The 21,938-nt window shown below is 70.1% G+C and carries 22 protein-coding genes and 4 pseudogenes; 19 read left to right on the forward strand and 7 right to left on the reverse strand.

The window, feature by feature from the left end; genetic code table 11:
- Window positions 1-585 precede the first annotated feature (585 nt).
- Window positions 586-3,639: an AMP-binding protein gene (locus ACFWJX_RS30915; RefSeq protein ID WP_383249597.1), complete on the forward strand. Its 3,054-nt coding sequence runs from the start codon at window positions 586-588 to the stop codon at window positions 3,637-3,639.
- 209 nt (window positions 3,640-3,848) lie between these two features.
- On the opposite strand, the gene ACFWJX_RS30920 is transcribed toward ACFWJX_RS30915, so the two are convergent.
- Complete coding sequence (locus ACFWJX_RS30920) at window positions 3,849-5,339, reverse strand: alpha/beta hydrolase family protein (protein WP_383249598.1); 1,491 nt, start codon at window positions 5,337-5,339, stop codon at window positions 3,849-3,851.
- 287 nt (window positions 5,340-5,626) lie between these two features.
- Between ACFWJX_RS30920 and ACFWJX_RS30925 the strand changes: the two genes are divergently transcribed.
- Together ACFWJX_RS30925 and ACFWJX_RS30930 are read left to right on the forward strand one after the other, a co-directional pair.
- Entirely contained in the window at window positions 5,627-6,895 is a 1,269-nt protein-coding gene (locus tag ACFWJX_RS30925; protein ID WP_383249600.1) for a sensor histidine kinase, read from the forward strand.
- A pseudogene (locus ACFWJX_RS30930) lies at window positions 6,892-7,554 on the forward strand (response regulator). Before ACFWJX_RS30925 ends, ACFWJX_RS30930 begins: the two are co-directional and overlap by 4 nt.
- 27 nt (window positions 7,555-7,581) lie before the next feature.
- Here ACFWJX_RS30930 and ACFWJX_RS30935 read toward each other — a convergent pair.
- Window positions 7,582-8,412, reverse strand: a complete 831-nt coding sequence (locus ACFWJX_RS30935; protein ID WP_383249640.1) for a transposase — start codon at window positions 8,410-8,412, stop codon at window positions 7,582-7,584.
- A 211-nt stretch (window positions 8,413-8,623) separates the two neighbouring features.
- Here ACFWJX_RS30935 and ACFWJX_RS30940 point away from each other — a divergent pair, with 211 nt between their 5' ends.
- Window positions 8,624-9,595, forward strand: coding sequence for a GNAT family N-acetyltransferase (locus ACFWJX_RS30940; RefSeq protein WP_383249641.1), 972 nt, complete (start codon window positions 8,624-8,626; stop codon window positions 9,593-9,595).
- Between the two features lie 276 nt (window positions 9,596-9,871).
- On the forward strand, window positions 9,872-10,147 hold the full coding sequence (locus ACFWJX_RS30945; protein WP_383249602.1) for a SpoIIE family protein phosphatase: 276 nt from the start codon (window positions 9,872-9,874) through the stop codon (window positions 10,145-10,147).
- A 126-nt stretch (window positions 10,148-10,273) separates the two neighbouring features.
- On the opposite strand, the gene ACFWJX_RS30950 is transcribed toward ACFWJX_RS30945, so the two are convergent.
- Window positions 10,274-11,035, reverse strand: coding sequence for a ZIP family metal transporter (locus tag ACFWJX_RS30950; RefSeq protein WP_383249604.1), 762 nt, complete (start codon window positions 11,033-11,035; stop codon window positions 10,274-10,276).
- Window positions 11,036-11,624: 589 nt separating this feature from the next.
- Here ACFWJX_RS30950 and ACFWJX_RS30955 point away from each other — a divergent pair.
- On the forward strand, window positions 11,625-11,831 hold the full coding sequence (locus ACFWJX_RS30955) for a hypothetical protein (RefSeq protein WP_383249606.1): 207 nt from the start codon (window positions 11,625-11,627) through the stop codon (window positions 11,829-11,831).
- A 166-nt stretch (window positions 11,832-11,997) separates the two neighbouring features.
- Window positions 11,998-12,780 carry a hypothetical protein gene (locus ACFWJX_RS30960; protein ID WP_383249608.1) on the forward strand — a complete coding sequence of 261 codons (783 nt, stop codon included), beginning with the start codon at window positions 11,998-12,000 and terminating at the stop codon, window positions 12,778-12,780.
- A gap of 152 nt (window positions 12,781-12,932) precedes the next feature.
- Here the strand turns inward: ACFWJX_RS30960 and ACFWJX_RS30965 are convergent, their stop codons facing one another.
- Window positions 12,933-13,337: a type II toxin-antitoxin system PemK/MazF family toxin gene (locus ACFWJX_RS30965; protein WP_383249610.1), complete on the reverse strand. Its 405-nt coding sequence runs from the start codon at window positions 13,335-13,337 to the stop codon at window positions 12,933-12,935.
- A gap of 165 nt (window positions 13,338-13,502) precedes the next feature.
- Here ACFWJX_RS30965 and ACFWJX_RS30970 point away from each other — a divergent pair.
- From ACFWJX_RS30970 to ACFWJX_RS31000, 7 genes and pseudogenes are all read left to right on the forward strand, one after another.
- Window positions 13,503-14,152: pseudogene (locus tag ACFWJX_RS30970) on the forward strand (IS701 family transposase); the annotation flags it as partial.
- A 506-nt stretch (window positions 14,153-14,658) separates the two neighbouring features.
- Window positions 14,659-15,378 (forward strand): polyprenyl diphosphate synthase, encoded by a 720-nt coding sequence (gene uppS / locus ACFWJX_RS30975; protein ID WP_383249642.1) that lies wholly within the window; start codon window positions 14,659-14,661, stop codon window positions 15,376-15,378.
- Window positions 15,375-16,847 carry an oxygenase MpaB family protein gene (locus ACFWJX_RS30980; protein WP_383249612.1) on the forward strand — a complete coding sequence of 491 codons (1,473 nt, stop codon included), beginning with the start codon at window positions 15,375-15,377 and terminating at the stop codon, window positions 16,845-16,847. The genes uppS and ACFWJX_RS30980 overlap by 4 nt, the downstream gene beginning before the upstream one ends.
- 7 nt (window positions 16,848-16,854) lie before the next feature.
- Window positions 16,855-17,091: a hypothetical protein gene (locus tag ACFWJX_RS30985; RefSeq protein ID WP_383249614.1), complete on the forward strand. Its 237-nt coding sequence runs from the start codon at window positions 16,855-16,857 to the stop codon at window positions 17,089-17,091.
- Complete coding sequence (locus tag ACFWJX_RS30990) at window positions 17,088-17,264, forward strand: hypothetical protein (RefSeq protein WP_383249616.1); 177 nt, start codon at window positions 17,088-17,090, stop codon at window positions 17,262-17,264. Before ACFWJX_RS30985 ends, ACFWJX_RS30990 begins: the two co-directional genes overlap by 4 nt.
- Window positions 17,254-17,385, forward strand: a pseudogene (locus ACFWJX_RS30995) (IS5/IS1182 family transposase); the annotation flags it as partial. The gene ACFWJX_RS30990 and the pseudogene ACFWJX_RS30995, both read left to right, overlap by 11 nt.
- Window positions 17,386-17,594: 209 nt before the next feature.
- The gene (locus ACFWJX_RS31000; RefSeq protein WP_383249618.1) at window positions 17,595-17,891 is read left to right on the forward strand and encodes a hypothetical protein; all 297 of its coding nucleotides are present in this window, start codon (window positions 17,595-17,597) and stop codon (window positions 17,889-17,891) included.
- A 72-nt stretch (window positions 17,892-17,963) separates the two neighbouring features.
- On the opposite strand, the gene ACFWJX_RS31005 is transcribed toward ACFWJX_RS31000, so the two are convergent.
- A complete protein-coding gene (locus tag ACFWJX_RS31005; RefSeq protein WP_383249620.1) occupies window positions 17,964-18,341 on the reverse strand; it encodes an STAS domain-containing protein in 378 nt (125 codons plus the stop codon).
- A gap of 148 nt (window positions 18,342-18,489) precedes the next feature.
- On the opposite strand from ACFWJX_RS31005, the gene ACFWJX_RS31010 reads away from it, so the two are divergent.
- Window positions 18,490-18,969 (forward strand): ATP-binding protein, encoded by a 480-nt coding sequence (locus ACFWJX_RS31010; protein WP_383249622.1) that lies wholly within the window; start codon window positions 18,490-18,492, stop codon window positions 18,967-18,969.
- Window positions 18,970-18,989: 20 nt separating this feature from the next.
- Here the strand turns inward: ACFWJX_RS31010 and ACFWJX_RS31015 are convergent, their stop codons facing one another.
- Window positions 18,990-19,274 carry an ANTAR domain-containing protein gene (locus ACFWJX_RS31015; RefSeq protein WP_383249624.1) on the reverse strand — a complete coding sequence of 95 codons (285 nt, stop codon included), beginning with the start codon at window positions 19,272-19,274 and terminating at the stop codon, window positions 18,990-18,992.
- Window positions 19,275-19,896: 622 nt separating this feature from the next.
- Between ACFWJX_RS31015 and ACFWJX_RS31020 the strand changes: the two genes are divergently transcribed.
- The 4 genes and pseudogenes from ACFWJX_RS31020 (at window position 19,897) to ACFWJX_RS31035 (ending at window position 21,573) form a co-directional block, all read left to right on the forward strand.
- Complete coding sequence (locus ACFWJX_RS31020; RefSeq protein ID WP_383249626.1) at window positions 19,897-20,181, forward strand: STAS domain-containing protein; 285 nt, start codon at window positions 19,897-19,899, stop codon at window positions 20,179-20,181.
- Window positions 20,181-21,113, forward strand: a complete 933-nt coding sequence (locus ACFWJX_RS31025) for an anti-sigma factor RsbA family regulatory protein (protein ID WP_383249628.1) — start codon at window positions 20,181-20,183, stop codon at window positions 21,111-21,113. Before ACFWJX_RS31020 ends, ACFWJX_RS31025 begins: the two co-directional genes overlap by 1 nt.
- Window positions 21,114-21,156: 43 nt before the next feature.
- Window positions 21,157-21,372 (forward strand): annotated as a pseudogene (locus ACFWJX_RS31030) (transposase); the annotation flags it as partial.
- Window positions 21,373-21,414: 42 nt separating this feature from the next.
- Window positions 21,415-21,573, forward strand: coding sequence for a ParA family protein (locus ACFWJX_RS31035; RefSeq protein WP_383249643.1), 159 nt, complete (start codon window positions 21,415-21,417; stop codon window positions 21,571-21,573).
- On the opposite strand, the gene ACFWJX_RS31040 is transcribed toward ACFWJX_RS31035, so the two are convergent.
- Window positions 21,537-21,803, reverse strand: a complete 267-nt coding sequence (locus tag ACFWJX_RS31040; protein ID WP_383249644.1) for a hypothetical protein — start codon at window positions 21,801-21,803, stop codon at window positions 21,537-21,539. The two genes, ACFWJX_RS31035 and ACFWJX_RS31040, sit on opposite strands and share 37 nt — an antisense overlap.
- Window positions 21,804-21,938 lie beyond the last annotated feature (135 nt).

The raw sequence follows: 21,938 nt of genomic DNA on the forward strand, positions 1-21,938 counted from the left end.
GGACATGGTGCAACACCTGTGGCGCCTACTTCCCGACGGCGTGGACAAGACGACGTACCAGCGGACCGCATTTGCCGCCCCGACATCAATCGGACAGGCCCACGGGTCCGACGAACGGCACTCACCAAAACCCAAGTGAGGGGGACGGCACCCACCACTTCACGGACAGGGGAGCAAGAGATACCCGTTGCCCACACGACCGCCACCACCGAGCACACCGCAACCGAGCTCGCGCCACCGCTCACGATGACCCGCCGCATCGCCACCTGTGGCGCCATCGCCGCGGTCCGCACACTGACCGCGTGCCCAGCCAAGCATCTTTTGACGGTGGGACTGGTGGTCTCCTCGACGCGCGGTACACCTCCGGTCGCGTTCGACCAGCGGGCCGGGGCGCCACCACACCGGCCGACGATCCGGCCGGCACTGCGTCCGTATCCTCAACACCACTGAATCCACGGGCCGTTGCTGTCCATTCTTCGACGGCTCACGCAGCCGCGAACACTCGCCGGAAGACCGATTCTGATCGTTGCCTTCCCCCTCGGGGCTGTGGCACCATCTGACCGCATCAATGGGGGAGGCGGCGCAATGGCGCTGGGTGAGGAACTGTCCGTATTAACCGGGGAAGTTCGTCCCTACCCCGACGATCTGTACGGCGTCTTCGGCCGCACCGCGGAACGGCACCCGGACCGGCCGGCCGTCCGCGAGGGCGGCGAGGTGACCACCTACCGTGCGCTGCGGGATCGGTCCGAGGAGCTGGCGGGCCGCCTGCACCGGAGGGGAGTCCGCCCCGGAACGGCGGTCGCCGTGCATCTGGAGCGCGGGAGCGACGCCGTGGCCGCCCTTCTCGCGGTGCTGCGGCTGGGAGCCTCGTACGTACCGCTCGACGTGCACCATCCGCCCGAGCGCTCCGCGGCGGCACTGGCCGCCAGCGGGGCCGGCTTACTCGTGGCCGACGGGGACGCCCCCTTCGCCGGGGCCGAGGCGGTCGACATCGGCCGGGTCGAGGCGGCCGGACCGCTGCCGGAGGACAGACCGGCGCCCGGCCCCGAGGACCCCTCGTACGTCCTGTTCACCTCGGGCTCGACGGGCGAGCCCAAGGGCGCGAGGATCCCGTACCGCACGCTCTCCAACTTCGTCTCCTGGCTGTGCCGGACGTCGAACGTCACCGTCGGGAGCCGCAGCACCCAGTTCTCCCGGGTCAGCTTCGACGTCTGGTTCACGGAGGTCCTGGGGACGCTCTGCACCGGCGGCGAGCTGGTGGTGGTCGAGGAACGGCGCAGGGCCGACGTCGAGTACCTGGTCCGCTTCTGCGGCGAACAGCGCATCGAGCGTCTGTTCCTGCCGTTCGCCGCGCTGCGGCCCTTCGCCGAGTGGGCGCAGCACAAAGGGGTGCGGCTGCCGGCCCTGACCGAGATCAACACCGCGGGTGAGCAGCCGCACGTCACCGAAGCGCTGGAGCGGCTCGTCCGCGGCGCCTCCCCGACGCTGCGGCTGGCGAACCAGTACGGTCCCACGGAGACCCATGTGGTGACGGAGTCCGAGTTCTTCGGCGACCCGGCCCGGTGGCCGCGGATCCCGTCGGCCGGCCCCGCCATCGACAACTGCGTCGTCGCCCTGCTCGGCGCCGACGCCGGGATCGTCCCCCTCGGCGAGGAGGGGGAGGTGTGCGTGGCCGGCGTGCCGGTCGGCCTCGGTTATCTCCGGCCGAGCGGGACCGCACCGCGTACTGGTTTCGGCCCGATCGAGGCGTTGGACGAGCCCTGGGGCTACCGCACCGGGGACCTCGGCGTGATCGAGGACGGCCGGCTGGTCCTGCGCGGGCGCGGGGACGACCAGGTGAAGATCAGCGGGCACCGGGTGGAACCCGGCGAGATCGAGGTCCTGGCCGGACAGGCCGCGGAGCTCGCCGAGGTGGCCGCCGTCGCGGTCGACACCCCCGGCGCGCCCCGCACCATGGTCCTGTTCGCGGCACCGGCGCCGGGTGCCGCCGTGGACCCGGTCGCGCTCCGTGCCCGCCTCGCCGAACGGCTGCCCGCCGCCGTTGTGCCGAGCCGGGTCGTGCTGACCGGCCGGCTCCCACGCACGAGCACCGGGAAGGTCGACCGCCGGCGGCTGGCGCTCGATGCCGCCTCCGGCCCGGGGCACGGACGGCCGCTTCCGTCCCTCACGGGTGACGAGGCGCGGATCGCGGCCCGCCTGGCGCGCGTGCTGGGCGTGGCCGGCGCGGACGCCACCGACTCCCTCCTCACGCTCGGCGGCGGATCGCTGCAGGCGATGAGTCTGATGACCGAACTGGCGGCGGAGTTCGGCGCCACACCCGGCATCGACCGCGTGCTCGCCGGGGCGACCGTGGAGCAGCTGGCCGCGGACCTGCGGGCCGGCGGCTGGGTCGCCGACGCCGCGCCCGAGGTGCCGCACCCACCCCGCGTGCCGGACGCCGCCGAGGAGATCCCGGCCTCTCCCGTCCAGCAAGAGATCTGGCTGGCCGACTACTGGCTGGGCGAACCCGCCGCCTACAACGTGGCCGTCGTCCTCGACGCGGAGGGTGTTCTCGACCCGGGCCGGGTGCGACACGCCTTGGAGCGGACCGTCGCCCGGCATCCCGCCCTGCGCTCAGTCCTGCGCCGCCGCCGCGACCGTATCCTCGTCCACACCCTGGACGACCGCCAGGCCCCGCTGGAGATCCACCGCGTCGGACCGCAGGGGGCCGCCGCCACGGAACGGGCTTTCGTGGACCGCCCGTTCGACCTCGGGGCGGACCTGCCGGTCCGGGCGGCCCTGCTGCGGCAGGAGGAGCGCGACCGGCTGGTCCTCGTGTTCCACCAGCACGCCGTGGACGCGCCCGGAATGCAGACGGCTGTCGACGACCTGGCACGCTGGTACGGCGACCCCGGCGCCGAGGCACCCGAGGAAACGATCACGCCCGACGCCCGGCTGCGCCCGGCCGAGGCCGTCACGCTCGACCATTGGAGGAGAACGCTCTCCGGCGTCGCCCCGGGCCATCTCACCTGGCTCCAGCGCGAGGACGGGAGCCCGTCCGGGCAGGTCGTACGGCGTCGGCTCGAGGTCCCGCCCGCGCTGCTGGACGCGCGGCACAACACGCCCGAAGGGACGTCCTTCGCCAGGATGCTGGGTTCCTTCGCGCACGCCGCGCAGATGGCCGGGGCGCCCGACGCGTTCGTCGTCGGTGTCGTGACGACCCGCCGCACGCCGGGCGTCTCTCCCCTCGTCGGCTGCCACCTGGGGCTGCTGCCGCTGCTGTTGAAGCCCGGCGCCACGGTGTCGGACACCGTGGCCGGCACGCGGGAGGCGCTGGCGACCGCCCTCGCCCACCGGCAGATATCCGTGGGCGAGGTGACCGACGCTCTCCCCGAACGAGCCCGGCTCGCGGTCACGTTCGGGTTCGACGACAGGGAGATCCGGGAGGTCGACCTCGGTGGCGTCCGCTGCGTTCTGCGCCACGTCCACCCGAACGCGCTCCAGTTTCCCCTCGCGATCACACCGTGGACGAGTCCACTCGGCCATGCCGGCATGGACGTCGCCTTCGACGAGGCGCTGTACGCACCCGGCACGGTGGACTCTCTGCTCGCCTGCTGGTCGGCACTCCTCGCCGGCCCCGCCACGGTGGAACCCCGATGAGTTCGCTGTCTGTCGGAGCGTGTCGAGTGGCGGTAAATCGCCGATCATGGCCAGCTTCAGGATCGAATCTGAGTGAAAGCGGACTTGGAAGGATCGTTTCTTTCTGTACAAGCCCACTGTGAGTGCCGTCCGCGGCGGGGCCACACCGCGGACGGCACTCTGGCAGGGGAGGGGAACGGCCGTGCCGTCGGCTGCCGCGGCGCAGCTGATCAGCGGCTGTTGTCCGGGCGGTGGACGCTGAGGTCGCCGTAGGCCGACAGAACGCCGGCCAGGTTACCGGGTCCGTGCCGCAGGGTGGCGTCCAGGAAGGCGAGAGTGGTCGCGGCGACGACGTGCACGCTCTCGGTGCGGCCGAGAGCCCCGACTATCGAGGGCACCGGCGGCAGGTACAGGGGAGCGTCCATGAAGGTGAGGTGTGCGGCGCCGGGGATGGTGAGCCGGTAGCTCGTCGCGGTGCTGAGCTCGAGGACCTTGGTGAGGCGAGGTATGTACCGCGGGTCGGTTTCCGGGCTGATCGCTTGGGTGAGCGCGAGCGTGGGCTGGTGGTAGGAGCTCAGGTTGGGGTCGCGGGGATAGCCGTCCAGATTGATGACGGCGTCGAACCGGGGGTCCTGGCGGGCTGCCTGCAGGGCGGCACCGCCACCCAGGGAATGGCCGGTCACCGCGACTCGGCCGGTGTCCAGGCGTCCGGTCAGCGTGCCCGCGATCTCACCTCCGTCCAGACGGCCCAGCTGATCGAGGACGAAGCTGAGGTCGGCGGCCCGAACCCCCGTTGTTTCGACGGCCCGTTCGTTGTCCTCGTCGTCGTCGCCGGTGGGGGCGATCTTGGTGTTGATCGTTCGGCCGTCGGCGAGGACGACGGCGGCGGAGTCGTACGGGTGGTCGAGGGCGGCGACCACATAGCCGTGGCTGGCCAGTTCCTCCGCCCAGGCGGTGTTCTGGGTGCGCACTCCCCCCAGTCCCGGGGAGAACAGTACGACCGGGAATCGTCCGCCCCTGTCGGCCACCGGGGCGTTGAACACCGAATGGGTGTGGGCGTGCGGGACACCGTCGAGCAGGAAGCCGGGCAGGCCGGAATAGCGCGCGAGGGCGTCGGAGACGGTGCGTGCCTCGTGCTCCGTGCGTCCGAGGTACCGGGCCCGCTGCGCGCCTGCGGGACTCTTCCGCGCGGGGTACCAGAGCTGGACCGCGACCGTGCGCCGGTCGCCGGGGGCGGGAGTGGCGGTCTCGGGGCGGTGCGGGTCGGTCCACTGCATCACGCGGGTGCCGACCGCGAAGTGGCCTGACGGCTCGGGGAACACGGGTACGGGAAAGGCCCAGGCGGCCGCCGGGCCCGCGGCGATCAGGCCGACACAGGCCACCGATCCCGGAAACGCCAGCCACCATCGGGCCCGCCGAGTCGGCCGACCGGTACGTCGTCGCAGCAGAGGAGCGACGGCGAACGGCAACGCGAAGGCAGCGCCTGCCAGTACCGGCAGCATCTGCCAGCGGATCCCCGCCACGCTCAGCACGATCGCGGACAGCACGAACACCGCTCCCGCCGCGATCGTGACGCGTGGGCGGGCGGCGGGGGGAAGCCAGCGCGCCACCACCAGCGCGACGGCACCCAGCAAGGCAAGGATTTCCAGGGGGGACATGTGCAGTCCCGTGATGATCTCGTTCACCCGGCCATCCTCGGCGCGGGGTACGCGCCGCCGCATCGATCCCGGGTCGTCATCGCGTGCAACCGGAGTCGCAATGGAGCACGCCAGGTCAGCGACCGCTTTGCGACCGCGGGAGGTAGCGGGACTCCTCCTGCGGTCGTACCTCGGCACGGTGCCATCAGACCGTGGACTCATGTGTTCCGCGGGGCTGCGGCCTACCGTGACGGGGCCGCAGTACACGCCGGGGCAGCCCGGGGCTTCGCTCCCCGTACCCGACCCGGCTCCGGCTGTACGAGGTGGTGGTGGCTGGGGCCACCATGATGCTGAATCGACAGGAAAGCGCGATGACCGAGGCAGCCGCAGAGTCCGGCAATGCCCACCCGGTGCGTTACCAGGGCCGGGTGCGGCTGACGAGGTACGCCGCCCTTGCCTCCGCACGTGCGGCGCGCCTGGTGAGTGACGCCCGGCACTGGGCCTCCCGGCTGCCGCCCATGGTGTGGGACTCACTGTTGCCGACGCTGCTCCTCGTCAACATCATGACCACGCGCCTGCCTCACGAACTGCCGGCGGCCGTGGCCCTCACCGCCGCGCTCGCGCTGCCCCTGGTGTGGCGCCACCGGGTCCCGCGGATGGTGTTCGGCGCGGTTGCAGCCGCGGCATGCGTCCAGTGGCTGATGGACGTCCAACTGCTGGCGGACATCGCCTTGCTGGTGGCTCTCTACACGGTGGCCGCGAACTCTGGCCGGCGCGGCACACTTGTCGCCGGTGCCATCGTCGAGACAGGGGTCTTGCTGGCTTGTGTGCGCTGGGCGGCGGAAGGAGCATTTCCGACCACCTTCGTCGCGGCGACCGCGATGGTCGTCGCCGCCGCCGTCTTGGGTGTGAACGTGCGGACCAAGGGCGTCTACCTGGCGGCCCTGGAGGAACGGGCCGCACGTCTGGAGCATGAACAGGAACAGCAGGCGCGGCTGGCTGTCGCCGAGGAAAGGACACGTATCACCCGGGAGATGCACGACATCGTCACCCACAACCTGTCCGTCATGGTCGCGCTCAACGACGCCGCCGTCTACGCGCAGCACCGGTCGCCCGAGAAGGCAACCACCGTGATGCTCCAGATCTCCGAGACAGGCCGGCAGGCTCTGACCGACATGCGGCGCTCCCTGGGCGTCCTACGGACCGACGAACCGGACGCGGAGCGCCACCCGCTGCCCGGCATCGCACAACTGCATGCCCTCGCCGACCAGATGTGCGTCGCCGGGCTGCCGACCCGACTCGAGGTCCGTGGCGGGCACACCCACATTCCCGCCACCGCACAACTGACCGTCTACCGCCTGGTGCAGGAAGCCTTGACCAACACCCTCAAGCACACACCCCCCGGCACACACGCGGAGGTCCGGGTGCGGTGCTCAGCCGAGACCGCGACAGTGGACGTCACCGACAGCGGCCCCTGTCCGGCCCTCCCCGGCGCCACGCCGTCCGGCCACGGCATCCCCAGCATGCGCGAGCGCGCGGCCGCCTACGGGGGAAAGTTGCAGGCTGGACCGCTCCCGGGCGGCGGCTGGAGAGTCCATACCCGTCTCGACTTCGGCAGCAGCGGAGAGGTATCCGCATGACGATCCGCTTGGTGATCGCCGACGACGAAGCGCTGCTCCGCATGGCCTTCAACACGGTCCTGGAGGCCCAGCCCGACATGTCACCGGTCGGCGAGGCCGCGGACGGCATGGAGGCCGTACGCCTCGCCCGGGAACTACGCCCCGATGTCGTCCTCATGGACGTCCGGATGCCCGGGACCGACGGAATCGAGGCGACCCGACAGGTCATCCGGATCTCCCCGCACACCAGAGTGCTGATCCTCACCACCTTCGACCTCGACGAATACGCCTTCGCCGGACTCAAGGCCGGAGCCTCGGGCTTCCTGCTGAAGAACACCAGGCCCGAGGAACTGCTCACCGCCATACGCAGCGTGGCCGCGGGTGACGCGGTGGTCTCCCCGCGGATCACCCGCCGCCTGCTGGAGAAGCTCTGCCCGCACATCCCCGACGGCAGCAGCTCCGACCACGACGAGCGGCTGCGACGGCTCAGCGCCCGCGAGCGCGAGGTGCTCGTCCAGGTGGGCCGCGGCCTGTCCAACACCGAGATCGCGGCCGCCCTGTAGCTCGCGGAGGCGACCGTGAAGTCCCATCTGGGGCGGATCCTGCATAAGCTCGAACTCCGCGACCGGGTACAGGCCGTGATCTTCGCTTACGAAAGCCGCCTCATCCACCTGGCATGACGCCGCCGCCCGGAGCCGACGGCGATGTCACCTCCTCAACATGCGCCATGGTGGCCTCCGGCTCCGGCGTTTCAGACGTCTCGGGTACCAGGACTCGCAGGCATCGACGGTGCTGGGCGATGCTCCGCTCGGCGGCCTCGCTGAGGTTGTGCCAGAGATGCCACCGTCCGCGACCTGCACAGCCTGCGGGGCGCCGACGCTGGCACCCTCGGCGAAGAACGGGGCGCGGTCGCGGCACACGACCTCCATCCCGGGCCGCTGAGCCAGCCACGCGGCCAGGCCAGACGACTCCCGGTCAGGCAGCAGGTCGATGGGGCGGCCGGTTTCGACGCCGACGAGGACGGTGCCGTAGCGGCGGCCCTCGCGGGTGGCGTACTCGTCAACGCCAACACCCGTGGAGCGGGCACCTCCGGCGCGGGGCGCGTCGACCAGCCGCAGGACCGTGCTGCGAATGACCGGTGCACCCACGATGTCGGCCAGGCGGGCGCCGGCCCGGCCGACGAGGGCAGGACCGATCACGGGCAGCGTCGAGCGCAGCCGCTCGGTCCGCTGGCCGCGCCTTCGAATCAGGCCACGTATCTGTTCGACGAACGTGCGGCGTCCGCACTCAGCGTTCCGGCAGGAGAACCGGCGAACCCGAAGCCGGAGAACGACGCATCGCCCCGCACTCGCAGGTAAGAGCGCGTTAACCTGGGCCGACCGCGCCTCGCACCCCGGACACGGGCACCCGCGGCGGTGCACCGCACATCGACGTTCACGAGAACGGACAGCAGCCTCGGCTGACTCCCCATCCCGTTCAGGGTGGCTTTCCTGAGCCTCGGCGCCCGTGGTAGCCGACCCGGATCGCTTATAGGCCATCACGTGTGTGATCACTACATCGTGTGGAGTCGGAGAGGACGATCCAGGCGGCCATGGTGGTCTCTGTGCGCCGGCCACCTGCTGCGGTTCCTGCGGAAAGGCAAGGTAGACCGGCTTGGTCCTCGATCCTCGGGGGTGCCGCCGGACCGTTCACCTCGCCTGCGGCGCACCTCCGTGGTGCGATGGAAAGGGGCGACGGAGGTAGAGAGTGATGATTCCACCAGCAGCGGAGCGCAAGAGTGGCGCGGCCCCGGTATCAGTCCGTCCGCTGGATGAGGCGGACCTGGATCGGGCCGATGAGATCTGCAGGCTCGCCTTCGGGACCTTCCTGGGGGCCCCTGATCCTTTCGGGACCGTCGACTACGTCCGCACCCGATGGGCGGCCGACCCACAGGCGGCATTCGCGGCGACGGTCGAGGGCGAAGTAGTGGGATCGAACTTCGCCACCAACTGGGGCACCGTCGGGTTTTTCGGACCGCTGACCGTACGTCCGGATCTGTGGGACCAGGGCATCGGCAGGCGTCTGATGGAACCCGTCACAGAGTGCTTCGATGCCTGGGGGAACCGCCACCTCGGCCTGTTCACCTTCGCGCACAGTCCCAAGCATCTTGAGCTCTACCGCCGGTACGGTTTCTGGCCTCGATTCCTCACAGCCATCATGAAGAAGCAGGTCACAGACGGTGCCGCAGTCCCCGGCCGAATGCTCTACGGCGAGCTGCCCGACGCCGAGCGGCCTGACGCACTGAGCCTGTGCCGCGCACTGACCGGAGCCGTGTACGAGGGACTGAGCCTGGAACGCGAGATCGTGGCCACGCACGCGCAGGGACTCGGTGACACCATCCTGCTCCATGGCGCCGGCTCCGAACTCGACGGCCTGGCCGTCTGCCACTGCGGAGCCGGGTCGGAGGCCGGCGCGGACGTGTGCTTCGTCAAGTTCGGCGCCGTACGTCCTGGTCCGGAGGCCGCTGACCGGTTCGAGCGACTGCTCGACGCATGCGAGGGGCTGGCCGTCGAGCGCGGGCTGGGACAACTGGACGCTGGCATGAACCTGGGCCGCCCGGATGCCTACCGGCGCATGATCGACCGAGGTTTCCGGACCTGGTTGCAGGGCGTGACCATGCACAGGCCCAACGAACCCGGCTACAGCCACCCCGGCGCGTATGTGATCGACGACTGGCGTTGATCACCGCCGCGCCCGGCCCGCTGAAGACTGTTGCACGACGCCGTGATTGTGCAGGTCAGGCCCGACCACGGCTCTTGTGACGACCACGCTGACTGCCGGTCGACGCGCATTCCGCCAAGCGCGGCGCTCGCTCGTCCGGCGCGTCGATTGCGTTTGGGTAACTTAGCAAACTACGTCACGGCCCTTCGGCAGATCACCATCGTTGAGGCGTAGGAGCCTCCCGAGCACCGTGCAGAGCCCCGGACCACCAGTTGGTCCGGGGCTCTGTGGACAACATTGTGGTCAACGCCCGCGGCGAGCCCGCATGGCCTGGGCGGCGAGCACCCCACGGTCACCACCGAGCTTGCAGCTCCAGCCCGTGACCGGGTGCTGTGCCACACCGACGGCGTGATCGAGGAGCGCGATGCCGAAGGGGAATTCTTCGGTGAGGAACGGCTCATCCGCTGCGCCAACGCCGTCGCACGGGCACGCGGAGGGGAGGGGATGCGGCTCGGGAGCCATGTGGCTCTCCCACACCTTGAAGCGCGAGCGAGGCGGCCGTACCAGCGATGACGCCACCCGCCTCCTGGCGAGTGGCGTGGCGGCGCCGCCGACCACTTCGCCAAGGCTGAAGCGGTCGGGGAACTGCTCCGTCGGCGCGCCCGCCGGCAGCATGGTTACTGTTTCCCGTCGTAGTGGTCAGGTGTGAGAGAGGGCGAAGGAGACGAGGAAGCCGCTGACGGTGATCAGTCCGATGGCCAGGTGGGCGTCGTCGAACGCTTCGGGGATCATCGTGTCGGCGACCATGGCGAGGATCGCCCCGGCCGCCACCGCGGTCACCGCGGCGATCACGGCTGGGGAGAAGGAACCGACCACTGTGTAGCCGAAGACGGCCGACACCGTGCTGGCTGCTGCGATCGCGGCCCAGACGCCGAAGACGTACCGCTTGGTGCGGCCGGCCTTCTTCATGCCCGCCGAACTGGACAGCCCTTCGGGCACGTTGCTGATGAACACCGCTGCCACCGTCACCAGACTGACCGCGCCGCCGTCGAGCAGGCTGACGCCGATCACCGCGGACTCCGGCACCCCATCGAGCAGTGCCCCGAGCGCGAGCGCCGCCCCGGAGCCGCCCTGCTCGGCCTCCGAGGGCTGCGCCTGGGCGTGCGCGTGACCGGAGCGCTTGCGGTGGCGGGCCCCCCGGCGGGCCAGCCACACGTTGCCCCCGGTGTAGGCGACGGCGCCGATGAGGGTGCCGACGGCCGCGGGAGCAAGTCCCGCCTCTTCGTAGGCTTCCCCGACCAGTTCGAAGGAGACCGCGGAGATCAGCACTCCGGCCCCGAAGGCCATCACGGTCGCGATCACCTTCTGCGGCACCCGTAGCCCGAACCCCAGCGCAGCACCGAGCAGCAGCGCCGAGCCCGCCACCAACCCCCACAGTCCAGCTTCCACCACTTCAGTCATGCCGACTCGCTTACCCGCTGTGGATGTGGGTCAACGGGCGGCCGGTGCGGCACATGTCTCTCGGGCGTCACTGGAGGCCAAGGACATGACCTGTTGGCGGTGGTGGCCCCGCCTTCACGGAACCCCTTTGTGAACAGCCAGCCGCCCGATGTGCAGGATTGTCCGGAGGGTGTGGGCTGCGTGGGCTGCTCCTGGGTGCCTTCGCCCTGGGGCTTGGCGGGAGTGGGGGGATGGTTGCGCGGCCCTCTCTTGGGTGGTTCTTCAGCACAGGGGGCCGCATTGAGTGCGGCGTCGAGTGGCGCCTCTGGGTTCCATGATGACGGACTGCTCACTGCGGGTGGGCGGAAGTGACGTATCCGCCCCAGAGTGCTGAACCCTCGGGTGTTCTGCTCCCGGGACGGGGTGGCGGGAGGTAGCGCGGTTTGGCGTAGCCCGCCCATTGTTCCGTAACTCTGTGATCACGTGGCGTGGCGGGCAGGGGCGGGGTCATGCTGGCGGTCCTTCCTGACAGCGCTTCAGCACTGCTGCCAGGAAGTCCCGTTGTGGATTTCGCCCACAGAAATTGAGTGCAGTGTCGAGTAAGAAGGTGGTGACCGCTGTTGTGCTGGCGGCGGTCCGCACGTGGAGCACGATCATGATCGTGCTGGGGCGCGCGACCGCCGCCGCGATCCTGCTGCCCTCCCTGGGCCTGCTCGTCCAGCAGACTGTCCAGGCCCTCACATCACCCGATGGCCCCTCCCGGGCAGCCGACTCGGGCGGTCCCGGCGGCACGGACGGCCAGGAGGGGACGCGATGATGCCCTACTCGGGCCCTGCCCCCAGCAGCCCCGGCCTCTGCACACCACCGTCAAGCGTGGCCGGCCGCCGGCACCGATCTCCCCGGACGCGGGCCCCTCACACCGCGGCTGGCTCGAGCCCGTTCGCAGCGCTCTGTTCGCCAGCGGCCTCACCCTGGACGACCTCGTGGAACGTTCCGGCTACTCCAAGACCCGCATCAGCGAACTCCTGCGCGGCAACGGCTACCACCCTGCCTGGGAGATCACTTTCAGCGTCACCCGCGCCCTGGGCCTGCCCACCCGGCCACTGCGCCGCCTGTGGGCCGCGGCCGCCCGGGAAGCCGGCAAGGGCGACGACGGGATCCGACACGGCATACGGCAGGTCGCCCACGATGGCGAGGAGGCGCCGCTGCCCTACCAGGCCTTCACCGACGACGTGGAGGGCATCTACACCGACTACGCCCGAGCCTTCCTCCTCACCGACCAGCGAGCCCGCTGGGTCGTCTCCGAGGCCTTCGACATCCTCTGGGTCTGCTGGGACGGCGCCACCGCCAGTGACAACATCCACCGCTACGCCTGGCGCCTGCTGCGCTCGCGGGTCATGACCCGCGCCCCCCGCCACCACGATGGTCGCCCCGACCTGCGCGCCGCCGTCTTCTCCACCCGTGAGATCCACGGCCACTCCGCGGTTCCTGGGCATCTCGTCGTCCTCACCGAACTGATCGACCTGGAACGGCAGACCAGCGTCTTCCTCAACATCACGGAGCGCCTGGTAAAAGGGGTGATCCGGCAGAGCAGTCCGAAGCATCTGGCGGCCGCGGCGGTGGTAGCCGGGGCGGTGGCGGGGCGCTGTACTGGCGGCAGCAGAAGCACCCACGAGTCCCCCGCGGCGGCAGCCGGTGTGGCCGGTGATGCTGGAGCACGTGTCGAAGCGGATGGCCGCACACGCCGCGCGGCACACCCGCGGTGAGGACAGGTAGAGGCAGGCGGAACTGGGGACGCCCGGCGACACGCTGCCGCACCGGGTCGCCCGGACGCTGGTCAAGTTGGCGGCAGGTGTCCAGCGTGGATCATCTCGCCCGAGATCGCCCATGCCGTCGCGGGCGTCGGTTCCTTCTCCGTCTACCCGAGTTCACCGCGACGGAGGGCGTCCCTTATCTCGCTGAGCTTCGCGGTCGTTGCCGGGGTCCGCTCCTGTGGTTGTTCAGCGAGTCGGAGGGCATCGTCGATCTCGCTGAGCTTCCTGGAGGACAGGACGGCCGCCCGCTCTATCAGGTCGTCCCGGGACACGGTGGTCAGCCACGTGCACGGGGTGAAGCCTGGACGCGGGAACGCGAGCCGCAGCACGCCTTCGAGCGGCAGCCCTTCACCGGCGCCGACCGTCACTTCGATGCCCAGACCGCTGATGTCGAGGCCCGCCGGAGCGACGACCTGCATCACCTGGAACCCGGACGCGTCGTCTCCTGACAGCAGTACGACCAACCTCCGCTCGTCGAACTGGACCCACCAGACTTCGCCACGTTGCACAAGCCCTCCGATACACAGGACGGCAGGCAGACGCTGCGCGACCTGACGCGGTGTGGAGACGGGTGCGGCCACCGTTGATCATCGGTGTGTGAAGACAAACGATCGTGCGGTGGCCGCAGGTCAAGCGTAGACCCTGCCTGCTGGCAGGAGGCGTTCGAGGAACTGATGAGTCGGATAACGGGACGCTTCACACGGGTCGAATCCCGGCGCCGGGCCCGGAGTTGGTACTCGGCCTGTTGCCGGACCTGCCGCGCAAGAACTGCTGGACCATCGCGGAGTGGGCCGGGGACAGGACCCCGGACGGCATGCAGCACCTGCTCGGGAGGGCGAAGTGGGATGCCGACCAGGTCCGCGACGAGGTGGGTGACCACGTGGTGGAGCATCTGCACGACGACGAGGCGGTGCTGGTGGTCGACGAGACCGGCGACGTGAAGAAAGGCACCGACACCGTTGGAGTCCAGCGGCAGTACCCCGGCACCGCGGGCAGGATCGAGAACGCCCAGGTCGCCGTCTACCTGGTCTACGCCGGCCGCCGCGGGCACGCCGCAGTGGACCGGGAACTCTATGTTCCGCGTTCCTGGACCTCCGATCCCGACCGCTGCCGGGCCGCCGGCCTCGGTGACAATACGGAGTTCGCGACCAAGCCGGAGCTGGCCGCTCGCATGGTCACCCGATTCCTCGACGCCGGCCATCGGGCCGCCTGGGTCGCGGGAGACGAGGTCTACGGCGGCAACCCGAGGCTGCGCACCGCGCTGGAGGAACGCGGCACCGGCTACGTCCTCGGTGCCCGAGCGCTACGGCCCCTGAGACCGGGTCTTGCTGGTGACCTTGGGGTGAGCCTGGTTGGGGGAGTCGTCAGAGGTTGGTCCAGGAGCGGGGTGTGCCGTCGGCGAGTGGGGTCCAAACGGGTTGGGTGGGTCCGTGTTGTTCGAGGTCTTCGAGGATGGCGGCGCCGAGGGGGACTTGGCGGGCGAGGGCTGCTGAGAGGGGGTGCTGGGCGGCCATCGCTTTCAGGTCGCTGGGGGAGAAGGCTGCCGATGGTGAAGGGAATCGTGCAGATGAGCAGAGGGTGACGGGCCCCCGTTTGGCCGGTCAGGGCCTGCCCGTTCGGCCAGACTCCTGGAGAGAGACGCTCCGGTGGGGCGCGCGTATGGGGCGACATGGGGTGGGCGTGACCGAGCGCGGTAAAGCCGAGCGTGCCGCTGCGAGTGAGACGGGGCTGGGTGTGAAGGACCAGGGCGTCCAACGCGCACGCGCGGCGAGGGGGGACCGGCCGGGTGGGCGACAGGACAGCGACGAGCAGTGGCGAGTCGACGGGCCGGTGCGTGCGGTGCCGCGGCACGTGGCCTGCGTGATGGACGGCAACGGCCGTTGGGCTCAGCGGCGCTCGCTCCCCCGGACGGCGGGCCATCGGGCTGCGGAGACCACCGTCATCGACGTCATCGAGGCCGCCCGGGCGGCCGGCGTCGAGTGGCTCAGTCTGTACGCCTTCTCCACCGAGAACTGGAGCCGTCCTGGTCCCGAGGTCGACTACCTGATGCGCCTGGTCCGCCGGGTGGTGCGCAAGCACGCGCCGCTGCTGCTCGCCCGCGGCATCCGCTGCCGCTTCCTCGGGTCTGCGGACCCGCGCATCCCACGTGAGCTGGCGCAGGATTTCGCGGATCTGGCGACGCTGACCGCCGACAGCCGGGGGATGACGCTGACCGTCGCCTTCGACCACGGAGGACGCCGGGACATTGTGGAGGCCGCCAGGTCACTGATCCGAAGCGGGACGCCCGCCGAGGAGGTGACCGAGCGGCTCTTCGCGGACCACCTGCCGTTCCCCGACACTCCCGACGTGGACCTCGTCATCCGCACCTCCGGCGAGCAGCGCATCTCGAATTTCATGCTCTGGCAGGTCGCCTATGCCGAGTGGGTCTTCCCCGAGGCGCTCTGGCCGGACTTCCGGGCCCCGGACTTCCTCGCCTGTCTGCACACCTACCGGAGCCGTGACCGCCGCTTCGGCGGCGTACCGTCCCAGACGAACGGAGACCCGTCATGACGACTGGAACCACCACAACGGCCGACGAAACACCCCTGCTCGGGCCGGAGTCGCAGTTCAGCGCCTTCTTCGACGACCCGCGCTGGGCGCTGGCCATGATCCGCGCCACCGTGTTGGAGGCCGCCCACCCGCAGATCGGTGCCGCACTCGTCGACAACTCCACCTTCGTCGCCCACCCCTGGCGCCGGCTGCGCAACACCTTCCTCAGCATGCGGCGCATGTTCGACGCCGATCCGGCGGTACGCGAACGGGAGGCCGCCCGGCTCAACAGGCTGCACGCCCGCATGAGCGGCTCGGACTCCCGCGGCCGCGCCTACGACGCCATGGACCGCGCGACCCGCGCCTGGGTGGTCGCCACCCTCTTCGAAAGCGCCGTCAGCATGTGCCGACTGAGCGGCCAGCCGCTCGACCAGGACACCATGGAGCGCATGTACGCCGAGTACCGAGTGTTCCTCGCCGCGCTCGACGGCGACGCCGGAGAACTCCCCGAAGACCTCAGCGACTTCTGGCGGTACTTCGACAGGGTCGTCGAGGACGAGCTGGAGAACACCGAGGCAGCCCGCGTCATCCTCTACCGGCTCTTCGACCACCTGCCCGCCCCCGCGCTGCTCGCCGGCGCACCGACACTGTGGGCCGCCGGCCGGGCCGTCGTCGGTCCGCTTCTCGGCGCGATCACCGTCGCATCGCTCCCCGAGCCGTACCGGCGCAGGGCCGGCCTGCCCGAGATGCCCGGCGCCCCGACCCTCATGCAGGGCGCCTACCTGGCCGCCGGGCTCACCCGATTCCTGCCCGAGGGCTGGATCAACGCGGAAACCATCATCGAGGCCCTGTCCCTCTCACCCGACAGCGACGACCCCCGCGCCCGGACCGTGGCCGCGCTGCGCGCTCGCATGAAGCGGGCTTCCGCCCTGCTCCGCCTCCTCACACCACTGAGCGATGAAACCGGTCCCGACCCGGTCCCGGCCGCCTCGCGGGCTACGGGGGAGGGCCGGCGCTCGGCGGAGGAGTTCTTCCGTCAGGTGTTGGACCAGACCGGCGACGGTCACCTCGACTGGCCTGACCTCGCCGCCATGGCACGCGAACTGGCCACCCGCCTCGACCTGGACGAACCCGAGGAGACCCGCCTCTACGACGCCTTCGCCGCCTGGTGGCGCGAACTCCAGGCCACTCTCGACACCGACGGCGACGGCCGCGTCAGTGCAGACGAGTACGCTGCCGCCGTCCCCTCCCTTGCCGGTCCCGCGCTCATCCGCGTAGCCGAGGTGCTCTTCGACGCCACCGACAAGGACGGCAGCGGGACCATCGACGCGGACGAGCACAGGACGCTCTTCCGCACCGCCTTCCAACGTGACCTCACCACCACCGCCGACGGCACCTACGGCCGCAGCGCCTTCGTGGGCGACTTCCTTTCCTTCATGTCAGGCCGGCGCGCGAACACCCCGTATGACCCCCTCCTCGCCGACGCTTGACAAACCCGTGGGGCGTGCCGCCATCGGGTACCCGATGGCGGTGATCGGCGTCGGCACCGACGGGCGGCCGGTCACCGTCGACCTGGACGGCGCCCCGTACGTCCTGGTCTCCACCTGCGGCAGTGGTGGTAGCTCAACGATCCTGCGCACCCTCACCGCCCAGATCCTGCACCACGGCGCCACGCCCTGGTCCTCGACTACAAGCGCATCTCCCAGCCGTGGGCGCGCGAGCTGCCGACGGTGACGTACCGCGCCGACGTCGTCGGCATCCACGACGCCCTGGTCGGCCTCGCCGACGAACTCCGGCGCCGTATCGACGTCGCGGACCGGAGCGGAGACGATGTCGGACTGCTGCGCCTGGTCGTCGTGTTCGAGAACGGCGACGCCACCTTGCGGAAGCTGGCCGCGTTCGGATGAGGCGCTTGGCCACTCTCGGGGCGGGCTGAACTGCAAAATCCATCTGGTCTGTGAGAGGGGACGGCTTCCGCTCGCGTTCCTCATCACTCCAGGCCAGTGGGGTGACGTCCCGCAAATGATCCACCACGGTCGACCCCTCTCAGCCTGACCAGCCAGAAGATCATCCCACCGGTCACCCAACGGGACAGTGCCCTCCACGAACCTGCCCGAAGCGGCACTAGACCCGCAGCGGTGGCTCCATCACTGGATGCCATTACGCAGGGGGTACCGGCTGGCGGTCCGTTGGTGGAGGGAGTCAACTGGAAGGACGCACGAGGAGGTGCATACGCGATGTCGATCATCATGGTGCAGGAGATGCCGGGCGTGACCCAGGCCCAGTACGAGCAGGTCACCGACCAGCTGAGCGGCGGCAAGGGTGGCCTCAGCTCGCGGGCCGACTATCCAGTAGCGGGCCTGCTTTCGCATGCCGCCGGCCCTACCCCCGATGGATGGGTCGTTGTCGACGTCTGGGAATCGGAAGAAGCCCTCCAACGGTTCACCGAACACCTCCTGCCCGCCCTCAAGGAAGCGAGCATGCCCGACAGCCGGCCGAAGATCTATCCGGCCTTCAACGTCATCACCGAGTAGGTCTCCCTCAGCACCATCAGCACCATCAGCACTGAGCCGGTCGGGCAGCGCATGGCCGGTGCGGGGGATCGGTCAGTCGCTGAGTGCTTGGCGGAGGGTTTCACGGCAGTCGATCACTGCGTCGACGCCGACGATCTGCAGGGTGCGCATCACGGCTTCGCCGGGTGCGGCCAGACGTATCCAGCCGTCGGCCTCGGTGAGGGTGCGGTGGGCGGCGACGAAGATGTTGATGCCGGTGGAGTCCATGAAGGTGACCCGGCTCAGATCGACCACGATGCGGGGGCGGAGGATGCCGGAGGTGTCCAGGGCCTGGCGGAGCGCCTGGCCGGTGTCATGGTCGATCTCCCCCGCCAGGGTCAGCACGCGGATGCCGTCGGTGGCGGTGGAGACGACCGACAGCTGACCCGGCTGCTCAGCTTGTCCGGTGTCCGCCATCTCTCCCTCAACCATGTCGGTGATACTGGCACAGCTGGACCTTCACCAGGCAGTGCTGCCCTGCACAGCCCGGGTAATGCCTTCCTATCGAGGGCGTAAAGCGTGTACCACGCATGCGCGGGTACGCGCAGGGGTGTGAACGGGGTAGGAGAGGCGAGCCGCGATGGAATCGGCCCCGGTGGGTGAGGACAGCGCGGTACCGGATGAGCAAGCCATACAGACCACGGTGGCCCTGGAAGGCGACGGCACGTGCATCGCCCGCGCCCGCCACGTCGCCGCCGGCTTCCTCACCCGTGTGCAGGCCGAGTACGGCCTGCCGGTCTCGCAGCGTGCCATGGACCTCACTCAGCTGGTGGTCAGCGAACTGGTCACCAACGCCCGCAAGTACGCGCCGGGCCCGGTGCTGATGGACCTGCGCATCGTCGGCGACGCGGTCGAGGTGGTGGTGTGGGACTGCGATCCGGTGCTGCCGGTGGCGAGGGCCGCCGACGCGGGACGGGTGGGTCAGCACGGTCTGGAGATCGTCATGGCCGTCGCCCAGAGCTTCGAAGCGCAGCGGGAGCCGGTCGGCAAGCGCATCACCGCCCGCATCGCCCTCCTGGACGACCCCGGCGGCGCCATCGCCGGACGTCGGCCCCTGTAGACGACACAGGCTGCCCCGAGTCAGACAGGGCGTGAGGCGGCGTGGCGGGCCGGCGCTGCGTGCAGTTCTCCGAGAAGGCCATCGGGCAGCGCCGCGCCCTGACCGTGTTTGACGACCTGTTCAGCGACCTGGGTCAGCTTGATGTCGGTGTGCTGGGAGACCTCTCGCAGCACCGTGAAGCCGTCGCACGGGGGTATCTGTCCCAGGACGGTCAGGACGCCGATGGCCTGGTCGACGACGGCGTGCGAGGCGAGGGCCTGCTGTAGCTGCCGGTGCTCCGCCCGCAACCGTTCCAGCTCTTTCACCAGCTCATCGGCCGACGCCGACGTGGACTGAGGACGGGGAGGGACGGATGAGGCCAAGGCAATCACCGAGAAAGACAGCGGGCAGGGCACTCTCACACGCCTGCCCCGGTTTCCTGTCAGCATCCATCCGATTCCAGCGCGTCACTACGCGCGAGTCCCCCGGCAGTAGCTTTCCGGAGGACACCTGCGCAGGGCTTGCTTCCCAACCCCACCGGGGGCGAGTCACCACCTGCTTGCAGGGCACTCCCGCGCAGACGCTGAGCCTTGGGAGCGCGTGATCACCTCTACGCGGGCACATGCGGCAGCGGCGCTGGGGTGAGTGACCGCGGCATCGATGACCGTGCTGCCGCGCGGCCTTCCAGCCCTCGAGCCCGAACCGCGCCAAGTTGCGCCTGACTGTTGCGAGTCTTGGGGGAGAGGCGCCCCTGCCCCGGCATCTACAGAACCAGGCGTGTCTGCCGCCTGGATACACTGCCCCGTCGGGAGGGGCTCTTTTCCTCTGCCCGTGCCGGGACGGCCGGCAGACGGCCTGATGTGAAGGAGTCCGAGTGTGGATGCCCCACCTGCGGTGGGCGGGCCCGCCCCGGCGGAGCCCGGAAGGGCGGCGTTGGAGGTGAGCCCCTTGCCCGGCGGTCGTTCTGGGATACGGGCCCGTGGTGAGATCAGTGCCTTCACGCGTCCGTCGTGGGAGCAGGCCCTGTCCGAGCTGGCCCGGCGGCACGCGGGCGTGTCGTACGTGGAGCTGTCGGATGTGGGGTTCGTCGACGTGGCCGGGGTGACCGCGCTGGCGGTCGCCGCCATGAGCCTGCCCGACGGGAGGGTTGTGGTCGAGAATCCCCCGCCGCAGCTGCCGCGGGTTCTGGAGATGTTCTGGCCGGGCCTGGACCGGATCGAGGTGGCTCTGTGATGAGCACGGTGACCACCCGCGAGGCGTTCGTGCACCCTGCCCTCTTCTACCGCACCGAGCAGGAGTACACGCAGCAGACGGTGGCCTTCCTGCGCGAGGGCCTGACCAACGGCGAGCCGATGGCCGTGGCGGTGCCCGGTCCCAACCTGGAACTGATCAAGGAAGGCCTGGGCGGGGACGCCGAGGGCATCCTGTTCCTGGACATGACCGAGGCCGGCCGCAACCCGGGGCGGATCATCCCCAAGGTGCTGCGCGGATTCGCCGACGCCCACCTGAAGGGGCGTGTGCGGATCATCGGCGAGCCGATCTGGGCCGGACGCAGTGCGATCGAGTACCCGGCGTGCGCGCAGCACGAGGCGCTCATCAACGCCGCGTTCGAGGGCCGGGCGGTGACGATCCTGTGCCCCTACGACGAGGTGCGGCTGGACCCGCAGGTGATCGCCGATGCGAAGGTCACCCACCCGACCCTCATCAGCGGGGACGGACGTGAGTCGGTCAGCGACGCCTACGACTGGCAGGCGGTCGTCGACCGGTACAACCAGGTGCTTGCGCCTGCACCGGACGCCGCGGCCTTCTCCTACGGTGGTGAGGACCTTCCGGCGGTCCGCCGGTTCGCGCTCGCTCAGGCGATGCGGCTGGGTATGGCCGGGGAGCGGCTGATGGATGTGGAGCTGGCGGTCGCGGAGCTGACGACCAACAGCGTGGTCCATGGCGGAGGCCGCGGGACACTCGCCATCTGGGCCGAGCAGGGGCAGCTGGTGTGTGAGGTCCGCGATGCGGGCCGACTGGCCGATCCGCTGGCCGGCCGCCGCCCGCCGGCGCGCGACCAGTTGGGCGGCCGGGGCCTGATGCTGGTCCACTACGTTGCCGACCTGGTGCGCGTGCACACCGGCGACGACGGCACGACCGTGCGCTTCTACCTCAGTTTGTGACAGTGCGCGGGCGGCCAGCTGTCCGGGTGGCCGCCCGCCCCACTCGTGCCTGGGCGTCTTCCGTTGGGTAGTCGAGCGGACGATCGCCTGGCTGCACGGCTTCCACCGCCTGCGCATCCGCTGGGAACGACGCGATGACATTCACGAGGCATCCCTCGGCCTCGCCGTCTGCCTGATCACCCACCGCCACGTCCAACGCCTTTGTCAGGACCTCTTAGGGAGCGACGACCTGGCATTCCTCGACGTTGTCCCCGAGTAGGACGTCGACTCGGCATTCCACGAGTGGAGTGCCGGCATCGTGGTGGCGCCGACCTTCCTGCTGGGAGCACTGCCACGCGTCATCGCCATCTGCAACCAAAAGGGTGGCGCGGGGAAGACCACGACCGCGCTCGAACTCGCGATAGCCCTCGTTGCCCGCGGCCTTCACTTGCGGGTCGTCGACGCGGCCCCGACCTTCTGAAGCGCCGAAACATCGAACTCGACCTCGCGCGGCGTCACCTGGGACGCCGTCCGGTCTCGCGGCCTCTGCCCAAGACCGACACAGAGGCCGCCTCGATCCGTGACGAGGTGCGTCAACGGCACGGATGCAGCCGACGGTTCCAGCGTGAGCCGGGCCAGTACCACCGCGAATCCCACCATCGCCGCGAAAGCCGGCAGCATGGCCGTGCTGACGCGGGTCTTTTGTGGCATGCGGCGTGACGCGACGGGCAGCGGTTGTCGGTGGCACTGGCTACGGTGCCTGGCGTACGGGGCGTCGCTTTGCCTGTGGGGGTGCCTGGGGCGAGGGAATGGAGTGGCCGACCGATCGGGACGAGAGCTGGGCAG

Origin of the sequence: Streptomyces sp. NPDC058335 (assembly GCF_042723915.1) — a bacterium.
In the GTDB taxonomy this organism is placed as follows: Bacteria; Actinomycetota; Actinomycetes; order Streptomycetales; family Streptomycetaceae; genus Streptomyces.

Coding starts and splice junctions, on each gene's coding strand:
- ACFWJX_RS30950 (WP_383249604.1), bottom strand. CDS start 11,035: ATGACTGAAGTGGTGGAAGCTGGACTGTGGGGGTTGGTGGCGGGCTCG.
- ACFWJX_RS30920 (WP_383249598.1), bottom strand. CDS start 5,339: ATGCGGCGGCGCGTACCCCGCGCCGAGGATGGCCGGGTGAACGAGATC.
- ACFWJX_RS31040 (WP_383249644.1), bottom strand. CDS start 21,803: ATGCCACAAAAGACCCGCGTCAGCACGGCCATGCTGCCGGCTTTCGCG.
- ACFWJX_RS30915 (WP_383249597.1), top strand. CDS start 586: ATGGCGCTGGGTGAGGAACTGTCCGTATTAACCGGGGAAGTTCGTCCC.
- ACFWJX_RS30925 (WP_383249600.1), top strand. CDS start 5,627: ATGACCGAGGCAGCCGCAGAGTCCGGCAATGCCCACCCGGTGCGTTAC.
- ACFWJX_RS31000 (WP_383249618.1), top strand. CDS start 17,595: ATGTCGATCATCATGGTGCAGGAGATGCCGGGCGTGACCCAGGCCCAG.
- ACFWJX_RS31005 (WP_383249620.1), bottom strand. CDS start 18,341: ATGGTTGAGGGAGAGATGGCGGACACCGGACAAGCTGAGCAGCCGGGT.
- ACFWJX_RS30980 (WP_383249612.1), top strand. CDS start 15,375: ATGACGACTGGAACCACCACAACGGCCGACGAAACACCCCTGCTCGGG.
- ACFWJX_RS30935 (WP_383249640.1), bottom strand. CDS start 8,412: ATGGCCTATAAGCGATCCGGGTCGGCTACCACGGGCGCCGAGGCTCAG.
- ACFWJX_RS31010 (WP_383249622.1), top strand. CDS start 18,490: ATGGAATCGGCCCCGGTGGGTGAGGACAGCGCGGTACCGGATGAGCAA.
- ACFWJX_RS31025 (WP_383249628.1), top strand. CDS start 20,181: ATGAGCACGGTGACCACCCGCGAGGCGTTCGTGCACCCTGCCCTCTTC.
- ACFWJX_RS30940 (WP_383249641.1), top strand. CDS start 8,624: ATGATTCCACCAGCAGCGGAGCGCAAGAGTGGCGCGGCCCCGGTATCA.